Source organism: Gilliamella sp. X-23 (assembly GCF_057063545.1).
Window position 1 is genome coordinate 49,929 of the sequence record NZ_JBXSQG010000011.1, and the last position, 24,107, is coordinate 74,035.

Below are 24,107 nucleotides of genomic sequence, written 5' to 3' on the forward strand. Positions count from 1 at the left end.
GCCAATTTTGACTTTCTATGTTACAAATAACTACTTAATATTAATGATAATAAAATTTATCATACAACTGATCAACCACAAACAAAAGATTAACATGCGAATTTTTAACATTTATCTTCGTTTGAAGACCAAAAGTGAATAAATTAACAGTTAAATTATCACTATAGAAATTAAAAACTTTTTAAAACTGAGATGAGGTTCACTTTTTTAAAATAACTCGTAAATCTTCGCCGACCATAGTAACTGATTTAAATCGAAAGTTTGGTGCCATTGACAAATTCTGTAAGTTAGGCAATATACACATATCTTTCGCATTATGGCCAAGTAATTTAGGCGCGTAATAGACAATCAATTCATCAACTAAATCTTGCTCTATCAATGCACCTGCTAGGTGAGCACCAGCTTCAACCCAAATAGAATTTATTTGCTTATTAGCTAATAAAGAAAATAATTTAGTCAAATTAATCTTCTTATTCATTGATGACTCGATGATTAACTTTGTATTTGGTTTAGTAACAGGAATATCTTGCTTCCGCACGATCCAAGTTTCACCTAATTGCTTAAAGATATTTTCATCGCCTGTAAGTTTCTTTTGGCTATCAATAATAATACGCACTGGTTGCCGAATATTTTCGGAGGAATAAATTTGCTTGATATCATCAGGTAATTCTTCATATCGAACTGTAAGACTAGCATTATCCGATTGTACCGTAGCTCTGGTACTTAAAATACAACAGCATTGCGCTCTAAATCTTTGTACATCCTGCCTTGCAACACTCGAAGTAATCCACTTACTTTCACCAGATGCCATGGCGATTTTACCATCTAGTGATGTTGCCAATTTAAGTTGTACATACGGCATACCTGTTCGCATCCGTTTCAAAAAACCTTTATTAAGTGCTTCGGCTTGTTCAGTCAAAACTCCTACTTTGACTTCAATTCCGGCATCGCTTAATCGTTTAATACCATTACCAGCAACAGTTGGATTAGGGTCTTGCATTGCAATAACAACACGTTTAACTTGCGCTTTGATCAAAGCATCTGCACAAGGAGGAGTTCGACCAAAATGACTACAAGGCTCTAGCGTTACATAAGCAGTAGCACCTTTCGCCTCATCACCAGCCATTTGTAATGCATATACTTCAGCATGTGGTTGCCCTGCTTTTTTATGATAGCCTTTTCCAATAATCTGGTTATCTTTAACAATTATGCAACCAACATTTGGATTTGGGGTTGTGGTGAAACGACCTAATTTAGCAAGTTCTATTGCTTGTTGCATGTAAAATAGATCGTTATCACAAGTTATGTTCATATAAATGATTATTTTTGTTGTAACTTCGCAATTTCGTTACTAAATTGCTCAATATCATCAAAGCTAAAATAAACCGAGGCAAAACGAATATAAGCGACTTTATCCAAATTTTTGAGTTCTTCAATCACATAATCACCAATTAATTTTGCAGGAACTTCACGTTCACCAGTCGCTCTAAGTTTAGATTTTATACGTGTAATTGCATCTTCAATGGCATCAAAACCAACTGGACGCTTTTCAAGAGCTCTTTTTATACCATTACGTAGCTTATCTTCATTAAAAGGTTCGCGAATTTTATTACTTTTAATAACATTTGGCATTATTAATTCAGCGACTTCAAATGTCGTAAAACGTTCATTACATTCGACACATTGTCGTCTTCGACGGACTTGAAAGCCTTCGCCAACAAGTCGAGAATCAATCACTTTTGTATCATCTGCATTACAAAACGGGCAGTACATAAAAAAATATCCTAACAATGTTATAATTCATACTAAAATAGCCGAAAATATTAATTTAAACAAGGATTCTTTTATAACAAGTCAGGTTAATATGTTCAATTCAAAATTACTGTTTTATACAAATCTTATCGGCTCATAATCTACACTAAGGACTTATTTTAAGAGAGGATAAAATTTATTGAAATCTTATAAAAGGAATCCGTCGCTAAAATAGCGACGGAAAAATGATCTACCAATCCAATTTAATTAAAAAATCCCGCAATTTTTCAAAATCATCAGGCATATAATGAGAAAGTAACGTCATATCAGCCCGTTCAGCTAATGCTTTAGGAAGTGGAATAGATTTACCTAGAATATCTTCAACTACTTCTTTAAATTTAGCTGGATGGGCAGTACCTAAGAAAAGACCATATTCGCCATCTTGCAACTGATCACGCAGTGCGCGGTAAGCAATTGCACCATGCGGTTCAGACAAATATCCCTTATTATCAAGTTCACGAACTGTTTGTTTAGAAATTTCATCTGACACGGCTGTATGACCAAGTGATTTAAGAGTCCAACCTTCACGAGCATAAATTTCTTCAATTCTAGGCCAATTATTGGGTTGACTAACATCCATTGCATTAGACAGTGTTGCAATAGTGGCGTGTGGTTCCCATTTACCCGTTACTAAATATCGTGGCACAGTATCATTTGCATTAGTTGCAGCAATAAAACGTTTAATTGGTAAACCTATTGTTTTAGCTAGTAAGCCAGCAGTTAAATCACCAAAATTACCACTTGGCACAGAAATAACTAACTGTTCACGTTGCGCTGGCGTTAGCTGTGCAAAAGCTTCAAAGTAATAACAGATTTGAGCTAATAATCGACTAATATTAATTGAGTTAGCCGAGTTTAAACCAATGGCAACTTTCAACTCTTCATCATCAAATGCTTTTTTCACCAAAGCTTGGCATGCATCAAAGTCACTTTGAATAGCAATAGTGTGAATATTATCGCCAAGTGTACAAAATAGCTTTTCTTGTAAAGGACTGATTTTTCCTTCTGGATATAAAATGACTACACGAATATTAGGCAAATGGTAAAAAGCATGAGCAACAGCAGCACCAGTATCGCCGGATGTAGCGGTTAAAATAGTAATTTTTTTGTCAGCTGCAACTTGAACTAATGCTTGTGCCATAAAGCGTCCACCAAAATCTTTAAACGCTAATGTTGGACCATGATATAGCTCTAGTGAACCAATATCTCCTTCCACTGATTTCACTGGGGCTGGAAATTGGAATGCATTTTTTACAAGTCTATACATATCCTCTCGAGAGATCTCATCATCAACAAAAGCAGATAAGATTGCGGCACTACGAGTAACAAAATCTAGTTTTAATAGTGATTCAATGTCGTTTGCAGAAAATTTAGGTAGTGTTTCAGGGAAAAATAAACCTTGTTCCCTTCCCAATCCTTGCTGTACTGCTTGTGCAAAGTTAACTTGCTGTGAATGATCTTTTAAGTTGTACAATTTCATAATATTTTCCGATTATCTTTATGCTTTCATTGTTCGCTCTTTCTGATATCAGCTTAATCAGTAAGAAATTGGAGTATTTTTTAATTTAAAAAAATCAAATTAAATAACTTTTGCTCCTTGAGTATCTATTTTACAAATATGAGTAAAACCTTCATCATTTTGTAAATAAAAATGTTGAAGTAGTGATTCGATCTGCTTTGCAGTTTCAAGCTTATCAGCCACAACAAACATCGTTGGGCCTGAGCCTGAAATCCCCGACGCTAATGCACCTAACTGTTTGACTCGTTTTTGTGTTTCATCAAAGTTAGGTAATAGCTGTTTACGATAAGGTTCAGCAATATTGTCACATAACATTGATGCAGCCAATTTTGATTGTTTGGTATAACAGGCGTGAATAAACCCACCAACATATCGACCATGTGCAACACAATCTGATTTTTGGTACAAGGCGGGCAAAATTGCACGAGCCTCAGCGGTTGATACTTTTATACCAGGATATGCCATAATCCAGTACCAATCGTCAAAATGAGGTATGGGCTCACTAATTATACCCATTTCATCAAGGATAAGTTGCATACCACCTAAATAGCAGGGTGCAACATTATCATAATGCACACTACCAGAAATCCGCCCTTCAAGCTCACCCATCATTGAAAGTAATTCAAATTGATTAAATGGTTTATCAAAAAACGTATTTAAAGCAACAAATGCTCCTACTACTGAACAGGCACTTGAACCTAATCCAGATCCTATTGGCATGTTTTTTTCAAGTGTCATACTAACCGGTAACATTCTACCCATTGCTTGGCAGAAGCGTTGCCAACATTGAAATACAATGTTGTATTTTGGATCGCGTGGTAGTTTTTTAACAAATTGACCTTTACTAGTAAGAGAAAATTCCTTAGCAGATTCAACTGTTATACAGTCACCAAGCATCACACCACTAATTGGGCTAATTGCTGCACCTAATATATCAAAACCAACACTAATATTGGCCATCGAAGCAGGCGCGTAAACCGTTAATGATTTATGATTCATTTAACCTCCAATTTTGCCTGATGTTGTACGTAAAATATCAGCAAAAACCCCTGCAGCTGTGACATCATTCCCAGCTCCATAACCACGTAAAACTAGCGGAATTGGTTGATAATAACGTGTATAAAATGCCAATGCATTTTCACCATTTTTTACTTTATATAGCGGATCATCACTATCAATAGTCTCAATTTTAACGCTACATTGATTATTTTCAATTCTACCAACATAACGTAACACTTTGCCTTCTTTTGCTGCTTGTTCATATTTTGTTTTAAACTCTGCATCTAATTGCGGCAATTTAGCCATAAATTCATCAATGCTACCTTGTGCAAATTCAGCTGGTAGGACTGATTCGACATTGATTTGATCTAGTTCTAATTGTAATCCTGCTTCTCGCGCTAAAATTAATAATTTTCTAGCGACATCCGTACCCGATAAGTCGTCACGGGGATCAGGTTCAGTAAAACCTTTTTCTTTAGCAAGTTTAGTTGCATCTGACAACGACATTCCTTCATCAAGTTTACCAAATATAAAAGAAAGGGATCCCGACAAAATTCCTGAAAACTTGATTAGCTCATCACCTGCATTTAATAAATTTTGTAGATTTTCAATGACAGGCAACCCTGCCCCTACGTTAGTATCGTATTGAAATTTGCGTTTACTTTTTGCCGCTTCTTGGCGTAAACGTAAATAATAGGCCATTGAACTCGTATTCGCTTTCTTATTTGGCGTAACAACATGAAAACCATTGGCTAAAAAGTCTGCATATTTATCAGATACTTCACTACTAGAAGTGCAGTCCACTAAAATTGGATTGAGTAATCGATTATTTTTTGAAAACTCAATAATACTATCTAATGTGTAGTCATTTTCGCTGTGTTTGATTTGCTCTCGCCAATTAGTAAGATCAATACCATCACGATTAAGCACGCTATGTTTAGAATTAAATAGCCCACAAACATGCAAATCAACTTGTTTGTTCTTAAGCCATTTTTGTTGACGTCCGATTTGATCAATTAAGGCTCCTCCTACGCCACCAACACCAACAACAAATACATCTAGCATTTTATCTGTACCAAACAACATTTGATGAGCAACCCGTACGCCCATTACAGCAACATCATTATCCACAACGACAGAAATCGACCTTTCAGATGAACCTTGCGCAATAGCGACAATATTAATATTGGCTCTAGCAAGCGCTGTAAAAAAGTTTGCTGATAATCCTCGTAATGTACGCATACCATCACCGACAACGGAGATGATTGCCTGTTTTTCGATTACCTCAATTGGTTCAAGTAACCCATCTTTTAATTCCAAGAAAAATTCATCACTTAACGCTTCTTCTGCTCGATAAAGTTCAGTTTGAGGTACACAAAAGCTAATACTGTATTCGGATGATGATTGAGTAATCAGTACGACCGAAATACCTGCATAAGACATTGCAGAAAAAACTCGGGCCGACATGCCAACCATACCTTTTAATCCAGGACCAGAGACATTGATCATTGCCATGTTATTTAAATTAGTGATACCTTTTACAGGTGTTGTTGAATCAACCACATTGGCACCAATAAGTGTTCCTGGTGCATCAGGATTATTAGTATTTTTAATTAAACAAGGGATCTGGAACTGGGCAATAGGTAAAATAGTTCTAGGGTGAAGTACTTTTGCACCAAAATATGAAAGTTCCATCGCCTCTTGATAAGACATCGTTTTAAGTAATTTTGCATCTGGAACAATACGTGGATCACAAGTATAAACACCATCGACATCTGTCCATATTTCACAGCTATTGGCGCGTAAACATGCTGCTAATACCGAAGCCGAGTAGTCCGAGCCATTACGACCAAGCACTACAAGCTCTCCTTTCTCGTTACCCGCGGTAAACCCTGGCATTAAAATAATATGATCTTGTGGAATATGCATTTCACTAATTCGGTGTGAAGATTCAGCAATATCAACAGTTGACTCTAAATAGGTGCCTTCTGCAACTAACATGGCAACAGGATTAATCACCGTCACTAAATGACTTTTAGCTTTAAGAAGTTCTTGCATAATGGCAATAGAAAGTTTTTCACCTCGACAAATAATTGATGCATTAATACTATCTGGACATTGACCAAGTAAACCAATACCTTCAAGCAATTGCTTAATAGTATTTAATTCATCAAGCGCAAAACGCTTCATTTCGTCATAAGCAAAATTAGGTTGTGCTTTTGCAATTCCATCCAATAATTCAGCAAAGATTTTCTCTGCATCATAGATATTACTTTGTATATCTTGCTTTGCGACTGTTTTTTCCACCATTGCAACTAAATGATTGGTAATTTTAGCAGGTGCAGATAAAACAGTAGCAGTTTGCTCTTGCTTCGCATTATTTTCAATAATCTCTGCAACGCGCAAAAAACGTTCAGCGTTAGCAACAGATGTTCCTCCAAATTTTAAAACTTTCATATCACACCCTACTTATTATCCTAATTAATACTCATTATTATTTAATATATTGTTTTAATACTTATTTATAGATATTAAAAATTTTGTAGTGTTATCACGCTATTTCCATCTTTAATTCTTCGCTTTTACTTTGTTTATGTTAACAACTTTACTTTCATACAAAATAAAAACCCGCCTTTAAGGGGCGGGTTTTTAAATATTTTTTGGAAAAATCAACCCGCCCTAGATCGCGTAATAGTACCTAAGGTATTAATAATTCCTGTCATACTGGTTAAAATTATCATGATTTTCCTAAAAATATTAAATTAATCCCTAAAAAAAACAGCCTGACATTTTCATGTCAGGCTGTTAATTTAAAAAACTTTTTTGCTGTTTTCATACTCATTAACAACTTTATTCAATGCGTGATATATGCTCTGAGCATCTTGTTTCTTTAATGCTTCATCTAAAATATTGAGATACGATAACATTAATTTTTGATTATCTTCAGCAAATTGAGGGGATACTTCCTGATCCTCGTATAACATAACATATGTGCGAGCAAACCCAAAAATCAAAAAATAAACCGAAGCATTCTTTGGGTCTTCTTGAATTAGAGTTCTCATTGCCTTTCTTAGTTTTACATAACTATCTGTACCAGGCAAACTTGTCGCAAATGTTTTCGTTACATCAGAAAATGTCATTGCCATAAACCTCAATTAAAATCACAGGATAAAAGAATAACAACCCATTCACAGAAGTGCAAGTCTATTTTGTTTTCCAAACCTATTTTTTTAATCCTCAATAAGAAACACCTGAAATACTCAATACCAATGGATGCATTCTTAGTTGTTTTTTTTACAAACAGACAACCCTGCCGAGGCCTGTGCAACAGGCATTATTTCAATTGAGTTAACATTGAAATGAGTTGGCGTGTTAATCAACCAAGAAACTGTATTAGCAATATCTTCTGGAGTAATAAATTCAACGCCTTGATAAACCGCAGCAGCTTTCTGATCATCACCATGAAATCGTACATTCGAAAACTCTGTACCACCACATAATCCAGGCTCAATATTAGTAACTCTGATATTTTTACCTAATAAATCTGTACGTAAATTAGCACTGAACTGTTTAACAAAAGCCTTAGATGCACCATAAACATTTCCACCTTTATAGGCATAAGTACCGGCAACAGATCCAAGATTAATAATATAACCAAAGTTACGCTCAACCATCTCTGGTAAAATTTGGCGAGTTAAATTCACTAATCCAATAATGTTAGTTTCAATCATTGTTTCCCAATCACGACAATCTGCTTCATAAGCAGGTTCTAAACCTAATGCCAAACCTGCATTATTAATCAAAATATCAATTGGTTGGAATTCTTTAGGCAATTGTAACAAAATAGATCCCACTGCATCTTTCTGGGTTATATCTAATGACAATGGTAAAAAATTAACGCCTAATTCATCTGCAAGTTTTTGTAGTTTATCTACACGTCTGGCTACGCCTACAACTTTATAACCATCAGCAATTAGCTTACGACAAATGGCTTTCCCAAAACCAGAGGATGCCCCAGTAACTAAAGCGATATTCATCTTAGCTCTCCTTATAGGCTAAATAAAAATTTAAGAACATTTCAATGACCAACAATAAGCATAAATAGGAAACAGTAAATAGAAAGAGACTAAAACACATACTTATTTTTCTGAAATTTTTTCCCGAAATAAGTTATGCAATACCTATAAAAAACCCGCTAATTAAGCGGGTTGGTATTTAAAACTTCATTTAGCTGACTCTTCGACTGGTTCTTCATCTTTTAATGGAACGATCAAAGTATCAATATGAGTATTATTAATAAGCTGACGAGCAGAAGACATTAATTTACTCCAAAAATCTTGGTGATGACCACACACAACAAGATCAGCACTATATTCGTGAATAGCTTCAATTAATACTTGACCAAATTCACCGTTACCAGAAAGAGTATGAGCAATAGGATAACCAGCATCATTGGCGAGTTTATTTAAAGCAATATGAGCATCTTCGGCAATACGATCTTTCATATCATTCATATTGATATCAACTAAACCAGTGTAGAGGTCTGAATAATTAATACCAACATGAATCAACGATATCTGAGCATTATATGGCCTAGCCATAGATACGGCTTTTTCGACAAGAACTTCACTTTCAGGTGACAAATCAACTGCGACTAATATATGTTTATAAGCCATAATACTGTACTCCTTCCTATTGTTAATGCCCTAAAAATTGAAAACCGATACACTAGTTTTACTACTAAATTAATTTTTGAGCAAGCCAAAAAAGTGATCCAGATAACAAAATCGAAATCGGAAGTGTTAAAATCCATGTTAGGGCAATATTTTTAATGGTTTTACTTTGCACACCACCTCCATCAACAATCATAGTACCTGCTACTGACGAAGAAAGTACTTGAGTTGTTGATACTGGCATTCCCGTATAACTGGCAATACCAATTGATAAGGCCGTCGTGATTTGAGCTGAAACACCTTGCGCATAAGTCATGCCTTTTTTACCAATTTTTTCACCAATGGTAATAGCAACCCTACGCCAACCTATCATAGTTCCTACGGCTAAAGCTGAAGCAACGGCAATGATAATCCAAATTGGTGCATATTCAACGGTTTTAAGCAAATCGCTATTCAAAGACTTCAAATATTGCTTGTCTTCTGATGATACATTAGGTTGTTTAGCAACATGAGATACAGTATCCGATAAACATAATAATATACGTCTAGCTTGTGAACGTTGCTCAACCGTCAGTGATTCATAATCACTTATTTTGTTAAATAAATGGTTAGCAATGCCCAAAGTAGTAAATGAATGTGAATAATCACAATGATATTTATTCAAATCACCTTCTGGAATAGTAGTATCTAATGCAGGTTGTTTACCAATTACTTCTGTAAGATCATCATTATGCACTACAAAATACTCTTGAATATTGTTAATCGCATTACGAGTATTGGCAATATCATAAGTCGAAGCATTTATATTAACGATAAAACCTGCAGGTGCAATTCCCATCAACACCAACATCAACAAACCAATTCCTTTTTGCCCATCATTAGCACCATGAGAAAAACTTACGCCAGCAGCCGATATAATAAGCATTATACGGATCCAAAATGGCGGTTTCTTTTTGCCATAGAGTTTCTCTCGTTGCTCTGGGGTCATGAAGATACGTTCTCTTTTTTTACTGCTTTTTTTACTTTGGCTTTTACGTGTCCAGTATTTACGCAGCAAAAATATCATCAAACCGGCAATAATTAATCCAACTATTGGCGAAACAATTAAAGATAAAAAGATTTGAATCATTTTAGGAATATTAAGTGCATTAATAATAGATGTATCCATAATAAATGCATTTACAAGTGCCACCCCAATAATAGATCCAATTAAAGTGTGTGAACTTGATGCTGGAATACCAACATACCAAGTGCCTAAATTCCAAATAATTGCAGCAAATAAAATAGAAAACACCATAGCAAGCCCATGAGCTGAACTTACATTAAGTAATAAATCAGTAGGCAATAGATGAACAATGGCATAAGCGACACTCAGTCCACCAAGTAGCACACCTAAAAAGTTAAACATACCTGCCATAAAAACAGCGAGTTGTTCTTTTAATGCTCTTGTATAAATTACTGTGGCAACTGCATTAGCGGTGTCGTGAAATCCATTAATAGCTTCATAAAAAAGGACAAAAAACAGCGCCAAACCCAATAATATAATGGTTGAAAATTCTAATTCAGCAAATAGATGTAACATAATATATCTTTCTGTTGTTAATAGCGCCTCTATTATCCTTGAGAATAGAGCAATGAGCAAAACAAATTTTACATTTTCCGTTTTGCATAACGTGCAGCTAACACTGCACAAATCATTAATTGAATTTGATGAAAAATCATTAATGGTAAAATAATAACTCCCATTATTGATATTGGAAAGATAACACTAGCCATAGGAATACCGCTTGCTAAACTTTTTTTCGAACCACAAAACACAATAGTAATTTCATCTTCTTTACTAAAGCCAAATAATCTTGAACCATAAGTTGTTATTAATAAAACAATAGTTAATAACATAATAGAATAAAAAACAATTTCTAGAAGTGATAACAAACTAATTTGAGACCAAATACCGTTTGCAACGGCATCGCTAAAGGCAACATATACAACTAATAGAATCGAAAGTCGATCGGTTTTAGAAATGACACTTTTATATTTATCAACCCATTTACCAATAAAGCGCCTTGATAAATGACCAAGCACAAATGGTAACATTAGCTTTAGCATAATAGATGTAATAGCGTCTAACATATTCATAGCACCAGAAGATTGGGTATTCATTAATAAACCAACTAAAACAGGAGAAATAAACACACCCAATAATGTTGATGCTGAGGCACTACAAATAGCAGCAGCCACATTGCCTTTCGCAATTGAAGTAAACGCTATCGCAGATTGAACTGTTGCAGGTAAAACACAAAGATAAACAAATCCTAAATAAAGTTCTTGAGACAAAAAAGAAGGTACAAGAAATTTCATCATCAAGCCTAATAGAGGAAAAACCACAAATGTCGTTGCAAAAATTAACAAATGTAATCGCCAATTTTTAATACCCAAAACAATGGCTTGCAAGGACAATTTGGCGCCATGCATAAAAAATAGCAAGCCAATGGCAAAAGTAGTGAGTTGCTCAAAAATAACTTTGGTTTGTCCTTTACAAGGAAACAGACTGGCTGTAACCACAACACAAATAAGTACCAACAAGAATGGATCGATTTTAAAACGTTGCAGTATATTCATGGTTTTCGCGTCTTTAGTTAAAAAAATCGCCACAAAAGTGGCGATATATGTAGATATAAAAATTTATTCTAAGAAACTACGAAGCACATCGGAACGACTTGGGTGACGTAATTTCCGTAATGCCTTAGCTTCGATTTGACGAATACGTTCACGAGTTACGTCAAATTGTTTACCGACTTCTTCTAACGTATGATCAGTATTCATATCAATACCAAATCGCATACGTAACACTTTCGCTTCTCTTGGTGTTAATCCAGATAAAATATCACGCGTTGCACTACGTAAACTTTCAGAAGTTGCCGCATCTAACGGTTGCTCAAGAGCAGTATCTTCAATAAAGTCACCTAAATGCGAATCCTCATCATCACCAACAGGTGTTTCCATTGAAATTGGCTCTTTAGCAATTTTAAGCACTTTACGAATTTTATCTTCTGGCATTTGCATGCGTTCAGACAACTCTTCAGGTGTTGGTTCACGGCCGATTTCTTGTAACATTTGACGTGAAATACGATTTAACTTATTAATCGTTTCAATCATATGCACAGGAATTCGGATTGTTCTCGCTTGGTCAGCAATAGAACGGGTAATAGCTTGCCTGATCCACCAAGTTGCATAGGTTGAGAATTTATAGCCACGGCGATATTCAAATTTATCAACCGCTTTCATCAAGCCAATATTACCTTCTTGGATAAGATCTAAAAATTGTAATCCGCGGTTAGTATATTTTTTCGCAATAGAGATAACTAATCGTAAATTAGCCTCAACCATTTCTTTCTTAGCACGACGAGCCTTAGCTTCACCAATAGACATGCGTCGATTAATATCTTTGATTTGCTCAATAGAAAGATTAGTTTCCGTTTCTATTTGTTGTAACAAATTTACTTGAGCAGCAACTTGTTCATCGAATTCTTTTAAATTAGCCGCAAATGCATTTTTAGAATTTAATGCTTTCTTATACCAATCCATGTTATTTTCGTTGCCAGTAAAATAAGTCATAAATTGCTTTTTCGGCATTTTGCATCGTTCAACACAGATTTTCATAATTGCACGTTCATGACTTCTAACGCGATCCATCATGCTTCTCATGTTATTGACAAGAATATCAAACTGCTTAGCAACTAAACGGAATTGTTTGAAGATTTCAGATAAATTTTCGATCTCTTTTTGTGCTTTTTTATGAGCTCGTCCATATTTTTTAATAGCAGCAGAAGTTTTATCATGCTGCTCTTTTAACTCAGCAAATTTAGCTTTTGCAACTTCAGGATCGATAGAAACATCATCATCAGTTGCAGTATCGCTTTCTTCATCCTCGTTTTCATCATCGCTATCATCAATTTCGATTTCGGCTCCACTAACCACTAAATCTTCAGGCAGTTCGTCAGCAGCTTCTTCAGCATTTGGATCAACAAAACCTGTAATCAAATCAGATAAACGAACTTGTCCACTTTCGATTAAATTATATTGCTCTAAAAGATAAGTAATTGCTTCGGGATATTCTGATACTGAAGTTTGAACTTGATTAATGCCATCTTCAATACGTTTAGCGATATCGATTTCGCCTTCACGTGTTAACAGCTCAACCGCGCCCATTTCACGCATATACATACGAACTGGATCGGTTGTTCTACCAATTTCAGACTCAACATTAGATAATACTAATGCTGTTGCTGCTTCAACGGCTTCTTCATCAGGGACATTATCTGAAAGTAATAACTCATCAGTATCTGGGGCTTCTTCAAGAACTTGAATCCCCATATCATTAATCATTTGGATAATATCTTCGATCTGATCTGAATCAATAATCTCTTCAGGCAAGTGATCGTTGACATCTGCATAGGTCAGGTATCCTAGCTCCTTACCTCGGATGATCAGGAGTTTTAACTGTGACTGAGAATTTTGCTCCATAAAAGGTATCCACTTTAGTTATTTGGTCATCTATATTATATATGTAAAGTACTAGCTGGGTTCTACATATACCCTATATATTTAGTCTTTTTTTGATAAAACAAGTATTAAGGTCGCCAATTCTTTTTTCTCTGCAGAACTTAAACCAGAGACTCTCTCTTTTGCGATCAGTTCATCTTGCCTTTGGGCGAGTATATTATCATATAACTCTTTTAAAGTATGTGAAAAAATTGAGTCTATTTCATCATCTTGATAATGGCTGTCCCATGTAGACAAGCGACTCAACTGCTTATAAAACGGTCTATCTATACACTCTGTTAATATTTGTGCTGTCGTTATATTAGGGTAACGTTGACATAATTCAAGTAATTCAATAAAAATCTCAATACCTGCCATTTTAACCTGACGAATCACATTGATATCAGAAACTTGCGTAGCAAGATTAGGATATTGAAGTAATAAACCGATTAAAACTCGCATCGTAGTTAATTTGATTCGTGATACAGGAACGTTTTCATTTACTCTTTCATCACCTTTAGAACGAATCGTACTCAATAATTGCTCTAGTTGAGAAACATCAAGTAAACCTAAATAATTGCCAAGTTGTTGTAATAAATTTAATCTAAATGCCTTTGCTTTAATTTGATCAAACAACGGTAAAGCTAATGAGCTCAATTTAGCTTTTCCTTCAGGTGTTTTTAAATCAACCTGTTTTAAAAGCTCATCAAATAAAAATTTTGATAAATTTGAAGCTTCACTTAAATAATTTTCAAAACCGTCTTTACCAATTTTACGAACAAGACTATCTGGATCTTCATCTTGCGGTAAAAAAGCAAAAGCAACTTTTTTGCCATCTATCAAGCAAGGCAAAAGAACATTAAGTGCTCGCCAAGCTGCACTTCGCCCAGCGTTATCGCCGTCATAACAAAATATTACAGAATCTGTTGCCCTAAATAATAATTTAATATGTTCTTCTGATGTTGCCGTCCCTAAAGCCGCAACAGCATAGTCAATACCATATTGAGCTAAAGACACAACATCCATATACCCTTCAACCACTACCAATTGCTGAGGATTACGATTAAGCTCTTGTGCTTCATAAAGACCATACAATTGATATCCTTTATGAAAAATCGGCGTTTCAGGTGAATTTATATATTTCGCTGAATCATTAACAATGGTTCGCCCACCAAATGCAATCACATTACCTTGTCTATCGCGAATAGGAAACATAATCCGACCACGAAAACGATCATATCGATTACCGCTATCATTAGTCACTAACATGCCAGCTCGCTCATAAAGCACTGTTTCAGAATGACTTTTAACCACATTTTGTGATGTTAGTCGCCATTCATTAGGCGCAAAACCGATTTTATATCTAGCTATAATTTCAGCATTCAACCCTCGTTGTTCAAGATATTTATGAGCTTCTGTCGATGTTGGTAATGTTAATTGTTGTTGGTAAAAATTGGTGATTTTAGCCATTAATGCATATAGATCACGACGTACATTTCTAGATTCAATCTGTTTAGATTGATCAATTTGATTATTATCACTGTCTATATAAGGAACTCGAATTCCTTGCATACTAGCTAATTCTTCAATAGCTTCAGGGAAAGACAAATGCTCATATTGCATTAAAAAAGTCACTACTGAGCCCGACGCTCCGCAGCCAAAGCAATAATAAATTTGTTTTTTTTCACTTAGCGAAAAAGAAGCAGTTTTTTCATCATGAAAAGGACAACAACCAAAGTAATTATTTCCTTTTTTTTTCATTTTTACGCGTTTGCTGATCACATCAAGAATATTTGTGCGAGCAATCAAATCTAAAGTAAAATCGCGAGGAATATGACCTTTCATGATAAATTTTAACCAATTTTGGCGTTATAGAAAGAAAACAAGCCGTATCAAAAATACGGCTTGTTAGAATTCTTTATATTAAAAATATAACAAATTGATTTTAATATCAATTCAAGTTTTCAGTATAAATAATCTTAAAATATTAATATAGACGAATGCGACGAGCGTTTTCTCTTTCTAATTTTTTAGCATGGCGTTTAACAGCGGCCGCTTTTGCGCGTTTACGAACAGTTGTTGGCTTTTCGTAAAATTCACGATTACGAACTTCAGCTAAAACTCCTGCTTTTTCACAAGAACGTTTAAAACGACGTAACGCTACATCAAAAGGTTCATTTTCACGTACTTTAATTACTGGCATGTGCCTCTCACCTCAAATTTGTTTAATATCACAAGGGATTAAAATTAGTGCGCAATTTTACCTCTAATTAATATATTTTGTAAAGTAAAAAATAGAATTATTGTAAGATAGAAAATTAATTTGCTAATCAACATATGGCATCAGATAATAAATCAAATCTATTAAGAATAAACAGGAGTTTTTCATGCCTTCATTAATTACTGGCCTATATCCAAATCGCCGCTTACGCCGTAATCGTGCCCATGATTTTAGTCGACGAATGGTCGCAGAACATAACTTGACAATCAATGACTTAATTTACCCAGTTTTTATTGTTGAAGGTAATAATATTACACAGCCAATTACCTCAATGCCAAACGTTAACCGAATGAGCATTGATGTACTATTAAAAGAAGCAGAGCAAATCGCAAAATTAGGAATCCCTATTCTTTCCTTATTTCCAGCTATTGAATCAGAAAAAAAATCATTACTTGCGCAAGAAGCATACAATCAAAATGGTTTAGTACCAAAAGCTGTTCGAGCATTAAAAAAAGAATTTCCTGAGCTTGGAATACTCACAGATGTCGCTCTTGATCCTTATACAACTCATGGGCAAGACGGTATTATTGATGAGCAAGGATATGTGCAAAATGATATTTCTGTTGAAACACTGGTTAAACAAGCTTTAATGCAGGCAGAAGCAGGAGTGGATATTATCGCACCAAGCGATATGATGGATGGACGCATCGGTGCAATACGTAACGAACTAGAAAAACACGGCTTTGCTAACACACAAATCATGGCTTATTCAGCCAAATATGCCTCCTGTTTCTATGGCCCATTCCGTGATGCAGTTGGTTCGGCCAAAAATATAAAAAGTGGAAACAAAAAAACTTATCAGCTTGATCCCGCTAATAGTAATGAAGCATTACAAGAAATCTATCAAGATTTAAGCGAAGGTGCAGATATGGTCATGGTTAAGCCAGGTATGCCTTATCTTGATATCGTGCAAAGAGTGAAAGAAACCTTTGCTGTTCCTACTTTTGCCTATCAAGTTTCTGGCGAGTATGCCATGTTAACAGCAGCAATTCAAAACGGTTGGTTAAATGAAAAATCAGCCATTATGGAATCTTTACTTTGCTTTAAACGCGCTGGAGCCGATGGTGTTTTAACTTATTTTGCCAAACAAGTGGCTGAATGGTTACATCAACAATAGCAATATTTATTTAAATAATGGTAAAGGCCCTTTTTATTTTAATCAGCTTCACCTAAATAAACAGCGCCTAAAGCTATAAGCGAAAAATAAGCAGGAAGGTAATTTAATTGCTATAAACGTGTTTAGCATTTACACTTTTACCTAGTTTTTCACCAGTTAATTTCAAGAAATTAAAAACAGGCTCATATCGATACAATTTTAAAAATACGTTTTCCGTAAAACGTGTAAAACAGCTTCAGGAAAGCTATATGTTTAAATAAAGTTCTGATAACATTTGCTAGGATAAGTAACAAGAGAATAAAAAATGATTTATGAACTCGTACCAACCGAATTACATGACGAATTAAAAGCTTTTCATCATGTCCTAGAAAAAATAACATCACAACATGTAGACGTTTGTCCGTTTTGCAAAAATACAAAGTTTTATTCAATCCGTTCAAAACCGACTAAAACATATCGCTGTAAAGACTGTCATAAATACTTTACCGTTTCAACCAATACTCCCTTTAGTCGTCTAGCACCATTTAATTGGTTAGAAGTTATTTTCACTAATCGTATAAAAAATATTAGTTATTCCAATATTGCTAAAAGTCTTGAAATCTCACTCGAAAAAATAATGCGTCGAGAACATGCGATTATTAATTATCTTCAGATCCACTACCCTTCATTACAGAAGTGGTATACTCATCAAAAGCAAACTACATTAATGCCAACTTTAGTAGAACAACATAAAACAATAGAAGCAAAAGTAACTACTTTATTAAATGAACAAAACCCAATTTGCATATATTGTGGTTCCAATGAAACAACCAAAGTCGGATCTCGTACTTGCTATCGCTGTAAACGCTGCCGACATAGTTTTAACATTTTAAGCAATACTCGCTTAAACCGTATACCAAAACCTGAATTATGGTTACAGTTCATTGAACTTCTCGTTTCTGGTGCTAATAATATACAAATAGAAAAAGCACTTAATTTTCACAATGATACTGTTCGTAAATGGCGTTCCATCTGGTGTGAGATTATGAAAGATTGGCATTGTGAAGCACTTGCCATTTGGTGTGGACATAAATAACTACTTAGTTTAACGTTTTATTATTAATATTTTCAAACAATAGGATAAATAGGAATCAACTTTATGAAAAAGAATAGTCTATTTTTATACATATGCGTTATTAGCAGTACATTATTAATCAGCGGTTGTGACGATAAAAAAAAACCAGATGAAAAAATACCAGAAAAATCATCTCAACAGTTACCAACAACTGTCGTTAATAGTTATCTTTTTCATACTGAACCCGAGCTATTACCAAATAGCAAATTAATGAAACAACAAAAAATAACGGGAACCTCATCAAATAAAGTCATTAACTACAACGCACAAGGTTATGTTGCTAATTATGATTTAGACGGACTGTATGGCGAAGTCAATTATGATGCGGCTAAATACATTTATGGTAATAACCGAGAGCAGTACGATATTATTTTTGATACACAAAAAAATATTCTTGGAATGAAAAACAATGACGGTGATATTGTCGAAAATTCTGAGTTTGATGAACAAGGCCATTTAGTTGAAACAACTTTGTCCCATTTTGCAGAAAATAACGTCATTTTTAACAACAAAATTATTTATGAAAATGACCATGTAGAGCTTATTTTATATAATGCATATGTTCCAGTCGATGAGAAAACAAAATTCCCAATTTTAGCGCAAGAAAAAGAGATCATTTATAACGAAAACAACCAAATAGAAAAAACCATTCTCAAAACATACAAGTTAACATCAAATGGTGAGATCATCATTAATAATAAAAATGAACAAGAAGTCGAATTAACCGAAACCTGTACTTACACTAATTACAATGAAAATCAAGATTGGACCAAGGCTATTTGTGTCAAAACAGGGGTTGAATCCGAAACGGTTGAGCTAACTCGTACTATTGAATATCAATAGACCTACGCCTATTGATACTTAAGTGAATATGGTTAATTTTCACCGAATTCATCATATTCACGACATAGAACAATCGTATCTTCAATTAAACGTCTTGCAATGGTGCCATACTCTGGGATTTTAGGTAACTGTGTATAATGGTACCAGTTTGCTTCAATAAGCTCGTTTTTATCTACCACTATGTCACCGCTATCATAATCAGCTAAATAAGCCATCATAAGTGAATTTGGAAAAGGCCAAGGTTGTGAGCCAACATAGCGAATATTTTTAATTTTAATCTTCGACTCTTCAAAGACTTCACGTTCAACTGCCGTTTCCATGGTTTCACCAATTTCAGTAAACCCAGCCAAAACAGTATATAAGTTATCTTGATTATGCCTAACATGCTTAGCTAACAAAATTCTATTATTATGACGAATTGCCACAATAATCGATGGTGAAATTTGTGGATAATAACGCTCTTTACAGTGGTCACACATACAGCACCACTCCGTGTTACTGATATACATTTCATGCCCACAATATCCACAATATTTATGAGAGCGGTAAAACTCAGCAAGTTGCACTGCTCGACCAGCCATATTAAATAATGAGGGATCAGTGCTATTAAGTAATGGACGAATTGAACTCATCGCATTTTTTATTTCATGACAAATCAGCCAAGCTATTTGCCCATTCCATTCACCGATTGGCTGAGCAAGTTGGTTAGTAAAACCAAATTCTCTAGCACAACCAACAGGCACCTCTCCATTAGGCAACCATAACCGACCATTGGCACTAACAAACCAGTAGCCGGTTTCATTACCCGTTAAATTAAATTGTTGCTGTATATTCATACTATTAACACCCAAAATAAAAAAGGAGGATTTTACCCCTCCTTTATTTATACTATTTCTTTTTCTTCTCGTGAAGTCCCTTTTTCTCAAGTTCCCAGTAGATAATACGTTGCTGAGCAATTGTGAACAAGTTACTAACGATATAATATAAAACCAATCCCGATGGGAACCATAAGAAAAATACCGTAAAGATTAATGGCATATAAGTCATCAATTTTTGTTGTAACGGATCAGTGACTGGCGTTGGTGACATCTTCTGAATTAAGAACATGGTACCGCCCATCAATAATGGCAGAATATAATATGGGTCTTGCGCTGACAAGTCATGAATCCAAAGAGCAAATGGTGCATGACGTAATTCAACTGTATTGCCTAACATATAGAACAATGACAAGAAAATCGGCATTTGAATAATTAAAGGCAAACAGCCACCCAATGGATTCACTTTTTCTTGTTTATAAAGCGCCATTGTTTCCATGCTCATTTTTTGTCTATCATCGCCATAACGCTCTTTCAAAGCCTGTAAGCGAGGTTGCAATAGCTTCATCTTAGCCATAGAACGATATTGAGCACGCGTTAATGGGAACAAAAGACCACGCACAATAAATGTAATAACAATAATTGAAAAGCCCCAATTACCAATAAAGCTATGGATAAGATTCAACAAGTAAAATAACGGTTGAGACAAGAACCACAACCAACCATAATCAACAATTAAATCAAGATGATTAGCGGTTTCTTTCAATTGGCTTTGAATTTCTGGTCCTAACCATAATTTTGCAGTAATAGACTGATTACCACCAGCTTGAATAACCGTTGGTTCACCTTTAAAGCCGATGGTTGCTTGTGAGTTTTTAGCGGTTGAGCGCGTATAAAACAAGTTATTTTGCTCCTGCGCTGGTACCCATGCCGATGCAAAATAGTGCTGCAACATCGCAACCCAACCTGTTTGCGTTTCAACGGTTAAAGCTTTATCTTTAACTTCATCAAAGCTATATTTGCTATAATTAGTACTAGAACTAGAATAAGCAGTGCCACGGAATGCACTTTGCCCTAACCCATTACCGCCTTCGGTTGGAATATCATCTGGTAATTTAACAGTTTGTTTTAATTGACCGTACATTGACACTTCAACTGGCGCACCACTTTGGTTATTAATATCATATTGAACATCAACAGCATAATTACCACGATGCAATACATAATATTTAGTATAAGTAACGCCGTTAACTTGATAAGTTAGTGGTACTCGCAATTCGTCTTGCCCATCAGCTAAAACATATTCGGTTTGCGCGGTTTGATAGACAGGGCGTTTTGAGCCTTGAGTCGCATTATCAGGACCATCTTTACCGGTTAAACCGCTTTCAGCAATATAAACAAAATCAGGGCGTGATGTTAATAATTGAAAAGGTGTACCTGAGTGAAGTGTTTGCTCATATTTTAACAATTGAGCAGCTTGCACATCACCACCATAGGTATTAATAGTGAGTGACAATACGTCAGATTTAACGGTAATTGTTTTACCTTGTGCTGAACCATCGGTTGAATCATCTTCACTGACTGATTGTGTCAACTGATTAGCGACGGGGGGTTTTGGCGCATGGTCTTCTTCCCACGCTTTCCAAATAAAAAAAGATACAAAAAGTAAAACAATGACTAAAATATTACGTTGCGATCCCATTAGTGTTTTTCTCTATTGGTTTTAGTTTTGGGAGGAACAAAATCTTCTCCTCCTTCATGTAAAGGGTGACATTTTAATACACGTTTGGCTGTTAGCCAACCACCTTTTATTAACCCAAAGCGTCTTAGTGCAATTATTGCGTATTGCGAACATGTCGGTGTAAAGCGGCATTTAGGACCCAGCAAAGGACTAATAACACGCTGATATACACGAATAAAAAACACAAAAATATTAACTATCATATCCTTACATGCACAAACATGCAATTTGATAATCAATATAAATTTATTTAACCCTTTTGCTTGGCGATGATCCGTTGGCATAATTGATTAAGTGTCTCAACGATTTGTTGGTTATCTAAGTCTACAACAGGCTGTTTAGCCATCAGAATAAAATCGATATTAGGAAGCTGATGTTGATGATGTCGAAAATACTCTTTAGCCAGTCGTTTAATACGATTACGCTCATGAGCTCGTTTCACCTGCTTTTTAGCTATAGCAAACCCTAACCTAGGATGATCTAAGGTATTTCTTCGTGTAACTAAGGTAAGAAAGGGGGAGCCAACTCGAATAGACTCTTGAAAGACATGATTAAAATCAAAGGGAGTTAACAAGCGCAACTCCCGAGGAAAAGTGAGCTTAATCACCCAACTTTAAATCAGCTAGCAACAGTTAAACGAACACGGCCTTTAGCACGACGGCGAGCAAGAACTTGACGACCGTTTTTAGTTGCCATACGAGCACGGAAACCGTGAGTTCTATTGCGTTTTAATACTGATGGTTGAAATGTGCGTTTCATGACGATTTATATCCAAATCTAATTTATCAACAAGTTGCAGAGTAAAACTCCACAGCATTAATTAAAGAGGTCGGAATTATAGTGCCTATTTTATTTTTCGTCAATGAGATTTTAACAGATAAATACGAATAAATTCGATTAACGCTTTATTGTGACACGACAAAACCCAATAAAATAAAAACAATATAAAACAAACTCTTACAAAAACAAACTCAATTTACTCATCAGTAAAAGCAAGTACACGCTTACTTTTTTCGCCACCGATTTCGCGTGCCAACTTAGGCACTAAATAGCCAGATACTTGCTCGGCAAGTTGTTTCATAATAACTTTGGCAGACTCATCATCCACAAAAAAATGAGCTGCACCTTGTACTTTATCTAACAAATGAATGTAATAAGGTAAAATACCAACATCAAAAAGCCGATCACTTAACATTGCCAACACATCGGCATTATTATTAACGTTTTTCAACAAAACACTCTGATTAAGCATCGTCACACCATGTTGTTTCAATAACGAAACCGCCTGAGCAACATCATCATCAATCTCGTTTGGGTGATTAATGTGAGTAATCACTACACATTGCAACCGACTTTTAGCAAATAACTGACATAACGCAGGTGTAATGCGCGATGGAATTACTACCGCTAAACGGGTATGAATCCGCAACCGCTTAACGTGAGGGATTTTTTCTAATTCGTCAATCAAAAAAGCCATTTCATGATCTTTAGCCATTAACGGATCCCCCCCTGACAGAATAATCTCGTCAAGTTCAGGATGATTAGCAATATACTCAAGCGCCACAGCAAGATTCTGTTTACTGCCTTGATTATCATGATAAGGAAAATGCCGCCTAAAACAGTAACGGCAATTAATCGCACAGGCTGTTTTCGTAATTAATAACGCACGGTTATGGTATTTATGCAACAATCCCGGAATGACATTATCCTGCTCTTGCAAGGGATCGTGGCTATAGCCATCCACGTTTAGCATCTCGTCATCATGGCAAAGCACTTGTAACAAAAGTGGATCTGATTTATCGCCCTTTTTCATCCGGCGAATAAACGCCATCGGCACTCGAAGAGGAAACTGCTTTCTTGCCTGCTGCATCAGGCTCGAAATCGCATCCGCATCCAACTCTAAATAAGAATATAGAACATTGATATCGGTCACAACATTGGCAAGATCAACAATCCATTTATCTTTATTATTTTGTGGTTCAATTTTTTGCTGTATAATGTGGTTCATTTTTTTGTAATTCAGAATTTTAGTTGGAGCTTTTATGGCATCTTATAGTACTAATGAGTTTAAAGCTGGTCTTAAAATAATGCAAGATGGCGAGCCGTGTGTCATTGTTGAAAATGAATTTTATAAACCGGGTAAAGGGCAATCTATTAACCGCGTAAAAATTAAAAAATTACTTTCAGGCAAAACAGTCGACAAAACGTTCAAATCTGGCGAATCAGTTGAAGCGGCTGACGTTATTGACATGAATTTAACGTACCTTTATACCGATGGCGAGTTTTGGCACTTTATGAATAACGACACATTTGAACAACTATCGGCTGATGCCAAAGCAGTTGGCGACAATGCAAAATGGTTAGTTGATCAAGCAGAATGTATTTTAACATTATGGAATGGCCAACCGATTGCAGTTACACCACCGAATTTTGTTGAACTTGAAGTGATCGAAACCGATCCAGGTTTAAAGGGTGACACAGCCGGAACCGGCGGCAAACCAGCGACATTATCAACTGGCGCGGTTGTTCGTGTACCTTTATTTGTACAAATTGGTGAAGTGCTTAAAGTGGATACTCGTTCAGGTGAATATGTATCACGCGTTAAATAAATAGCGCACAGCGTAAGTTAGCGTTTATCGCAAAAAAGA

The 24,107-nt window shown here is 35.4% G+C and carries 23 protein-coding genes; 4 read left to right on the forward strand and 19 right to left on the reverse strand.

Annotated features, from left to right (window positions below; translation table 11 throughout):
* Nucleotides 1–199: 199 nt before the first annotated feature.
* The 13 genes from ribD to rpsU all read right to left on the reverse strand — a co-directional run bounded on the left by ribD (nt 200) and on the right by rpsU (nt 15,751).
* Nucleotides 200–1,312, reverse strand: coding sequence for a bifunctional diaminohydroxyphosphoribosylaminopyrimidine deaminase/5-amino-6-(5-phosphoribosylamino)uracil reductase RibD (ribD, locus tag ACYH9I_RS08355; protein ID WP_483560296.1), 1,113 nt, complete (start codon nt 1,310–1,312; stop codon nt 200–202).
* Nucleotides 1,313–1,320: 8 nt separating this feature from the next.
* Nucleotides 1,321–1,773 carry a transcriptional regulator NrdR gene (gene nrdR, locus ACYH9I_RS08360; RefSeq protein ID WP_160403694.1) on the reverse strand — a complete coding sequence of 151 codons (453 nt, stop codon included), beginning with the start codon at nt 1,771–1,773 and terminating at the stop codon, nt 1,321–1,323.
* Between the two features lie 229 nt (nt 1,774–2,002).
* A complete protein-coding gene (thrC, locus tag ACYH9I_RS08365; RefSeq protein WP_483560297.1) occupies nt 2,003–3,292 on the reverse strand; it encodes a threonine synthase in 1,290 nt (429 codons plus the stop codon).
* A 99-nt stretch (nt 3,293–3,391) separates the two neighbouring features.
* Nucleotides 3,392–4,330 carry a homoserine kinase gene (gene thrB / locus ACYH9I_RS08370; protein ID WP_483560298.1) on the reverse strand — a complete coding sequence of 313 codons (939 nt, stop codon included), beginning with the start codon at nt 4,328–4,330 and terminating at the stop codon, nt 3,392–3,394.
* A complete protein-coding gene (gene thrA, locus ACYH9I_RS08375) occupies nt 4,331–6,787 on the reverse strand; it encodes a bifunctional aspartate kinase/homoserine dehydrogenase I (protein ID WP_483560300.1) in 2,457 nt (818 codons plus the stop codon).
* Between the two features lie 353 nt (nt 6,788–7,140).
* Nucleotides 7,141–7,470, reverse strand: a complete 330-nt coding sequence (locus ACYH9I_RS08380) for a hypothetical protein (RefSeq protein WP_483560301.1) — start codon at nt 7,468–7,470, stop codon at nt 7,141–7,143.
* 141 nt (nt 7,471–7,611) lie between these two features.
* The gene (locus ACYH9I_RS08385) at nt 7,612–8,367 is read right to left on the reverse strand and encodes an SDR family oxidoreductase (protein ID WP_483560303.1); all 756 of its coding nucleotides are present in this window, start codon (nt 8,365–8,367) and stop codon (nt 7,612–7,614) included.
* A 186-nt stretch (nt 8,368–8,553) separates the two neighbouring features.
* On the reverse strand, nt 8,554–9,006 hold the full coding sequence (gene uspA / locus ACYH9I_RS08390; RefSeq protein ID WP_483560305.1) for a universal stress protein UspA: 453 nt from the start codon (nt 9,004–9,006) through the stop codon (nt 8,554–8,556).
* Between the two features lie 64 nt (nt 9,007–9,070).
* Nucleotides 9,071–10,585, reverse strand: coding sequence for an inorganic phosphate transporter PitA (pitA, locus tag ACYH9I_RS08395; RefSeq protein ID WP_483560307.1), 1,515 nt, complete (start codon nt 10,583–10,585; stop codon nt 9,071–9,073).
* A 68-nt stretch (nt 10,586–10,653) separates the two neighbouring features.
* Complete coding sequence (locus ACYH9I_RS08400; protein ID WP_483560309.1) at nt 10,654–11,625, reverse strand: bile acid:sodium symporter family protein; 972 nt, start codon at nt 11,623–11,625, stop codon at nt 10,654–10,656.
* Nucleotides 11,626–11,688: 63 nt separating this feature from the next.
* Nucleotides 11,689–13,530 (reverse strand): RNA polymerase sigma factor RpoD, encoded by a 1,842-nt coding sequence (gene rpoD / locus ACYH9I_RS08405; protein WP_483560311.1) that lies wholly within the window; start codon nt 13,528–13,530, stop codon nt 11,689–11,691.
* 81 nt (nt 13,531–13,611) lie between these two features.
* Nucleotides 13,612–15,393: a DNA primase gene (dnaG, locus tag ACYH9I_RS08410; RefSeq protein WP_483560313.1), complete on the reverse strand. Its 1,782-nt coding sequence runs from the start codon at nt 15,391–15,393 to the stop codon at nt 13,612–13,614.
* A gap of 142 nt (nt 15,394–15,535) precedes the next feature.
* A complete protein-coding gene (gene rpsU, locus ACYH9I_RS08415) occupies nt 15,536–15,751 on the reverse strand; it encodes a 30S ribosomal protein S21 (protein ID WP_483560315.1) in 216 nt (71 codons plus the stop codon).
* Nucleotides 15,752–15,935: 184 nt separating this feature from the next.
* Between rpsU and hemB the strand changes: the two genes are divergently transcribed.
* From hemB to ACYH9I_RS08430, 3 genes are all read left to right on the forward strand, one after another.
* Nucleotides 15,936–16,946, forward strand: a complete 1,011-nt coding sequence (gene hemB, locus ACYH9I_RS08420; RefSeq protein ID WP_483560317.1) for a porphobilinogen synthase — start codon at nt 15,936–15,938, stop codon at nt 16,944–16,946.
* Nucleotides 16,947–17,250: 304 nt separating this feature from the next.
* Entirely contained in the window at nt 17,251–18,021 is a 771-nt protein-coding gene (locus ACYH9I_RS08425; protein WP_483560319.1) for a transposase, read from the forward strand.
* A 63-nt stretch (nt 18,022–18,084) separates the two neighbouring features.
* Nucleotides 18,085–18,903 (forward strand): hypothetical protein, encoded by an 819-nt coding sequence (locus tag ACYH9I_RS08430; RefSeq protein ID WP_483560321.1) that lies wholly within the window; start codon nt 18,085–18,087, stop codon nt 18,901–18,903.
* Between the two features lie 32 nt (nt 18,904–18,935).
* Here ACYH9I_RS08430 and nudC read toward each other — a convergent pair whose 3' ends face one another.
* From nudC to epmB, 6 genes are all read right to left on the reverse strand, one after another.
* Nucleotides 18,936–19,739 (reverse strand): NAD(+) diphosphatase, encoded by an 804-nt coding sequence (gene nudC / locus ACYH9I_RS08435; RefSeq protein ID WP_483560323.1) that lies wholly within the window; start codon nt 19,737–19,739, stop codon nt 18,936–18,938.
* A gap of 52 nt (nt 19,740–19,791) precedes the next feature.
* The gene (yidC, locus tag ACYH9I_RS08440) at nt 19,792–21,420 is read right to left on the reverse strand and encodes a membrane protein insertase YidC (RefSeq protein ID WP_483560325.1); all 1,629 of its coding nucleotides are present in this window, start codon (nt 21,418–21,420) and stop codon (nt 19,792–19,794) included.
* A complete protein-coding gene (gene yidD, locus ACYH9I_RS08445; protein ID WP_483560327.1) occupies nt 21,420–21,662 on the reverse strand; it encodes a membrane protein insertion efficiency factor YidD in 243 nt (80 codons plus the stop codon). Before yidD ends, yidC begins: the two co-directional genes overlap by 1 nt.
* 47 nt (nt 21,663–21,709) lie before the next feature.
* Entirely contained in the window at nt 21,710–22,066 is a 357-nt protein-coding gene (rnpA, locus tag ACYH9I_RS08450) for a ribonuclease P protein component (protein WP_160403720.1), read from the reverse strand.
* 11 nt (nt 22,067–22,077) lie between these two features.
* Nucleotides 22,078–22,218, reverse strand: a complete 141-nt coding sequence (gene rpmH, locus ACYH9I_RS08455; RefSeq protein ID WP_025314679.1) for a 50S ribosomal protein L34 — start codon at nt 22,216–22,218, stop codon at nt 22,078–22,080.
* A 217-nt stretch (nt 22,219–22,435) separates the two neighbouring features.
* Nucleotides 22,436–23,467 carry an EF-P beta-lysylation protein EpmB gene (epmB, locus tag ACYH9I_RS08460; protein WP_483560330.1) on the reverse strand — a complete coding sequence of 344 codons (1,032 nt, stop codon included), beginning with the start codon at nt 23,465–23,467 and terminating at the stop codon, nt 22,436–22,438.
* A gap of 34 nt (nt 23,468–23,501) precedes the next feature.
* Between epmB and efp the strand changes: the two genes are divergently transcribed.
* Entirely contained in the window at nt 23,502–24,068 is a 567-nt protein-coding gene (gene efp, locus ACYH9I_RS08465) for an elongation factor P (RefSeq protein WP_091346571.1), read from the forward strand.
* The last annotated feature ends 39 nt before the right edge of the window (nt 24,069–24,107 follow it).